At 63.8% G+C, this 650-nt stretch carries 1 protein-coding gene; it reads left to right on the top strand.

Annotated features, from left to right (window positions below):
• Positions 1–650, top strand: a 650-nt coding sequence (locus tag AAHK20_RS33465; protein ID WP_449185798.1) for a betaine/proline/choline family ABC transporter ATP-binding protein, incomplete at both ends; no start/stop codon positions are given.

The following is a 650-nucleotide window of genomic DNA, read 5'->3' as shown; positions in this document are numbered from 1 at the left end:
ACCGGCTGCAACGTCGGCCTGAACGACGTGAGCCTGCATATCGGGTCCGGCGAGATCTTCGTCATCATGGGCCTCTCGGGCTCTGGCAAGTCCACCCTCGTGCGGCACTTCAACCGCCTCATCGAGCCGACCGCCGGCGAGATCGTCATCGACGGCAACGACGTCATCAAGCTCGACCCCAAGGGCTTGCGCGAGCTGCGTCGCTACAAGATCAGCATGGTGTTCCAGAACTTCGGGCTGCTGCCGCATCAGACCGTCATCGACAACACCGCCTACGCGCTTAAAACGCGCGGCGAGGCGAAGGCCGAGGCGCTCGAGAAGGCGCAGCTCTGGCTCGGCCGCGTCGGCCTCGAAGGCTACGGGCAGCATTACCCCGATGAATTGTCGGGCGGCATGCGTCAGCGCGTGGGCCTCGCACGGGCGCTCGCCGCCGACACCGACGTGCTGCTCATGGACGAAGCGTTCTCCGCGCTGGATCCGCTGATCCGCACCGAAATGCAGGACCAGTTGTTGCAGTTGCAAGAGAAGCTCAACAAGACGATCGTGTTCATCACGCACGATCTCGACGAGGCGCTGCGCATTGGCGATCGCATCGCGATCCTCAAGGACGGTCAGCTCGTGCAAGTCGGCACGCCCGACGACATCGTCCA

This window comes from Trinickia camelliae, from assembly GCF_053525655.1.
Note: the sequence above shows the minus strand (reverse complement) of the source record. Positions and strands in the feature narration are given on the sequence as shown.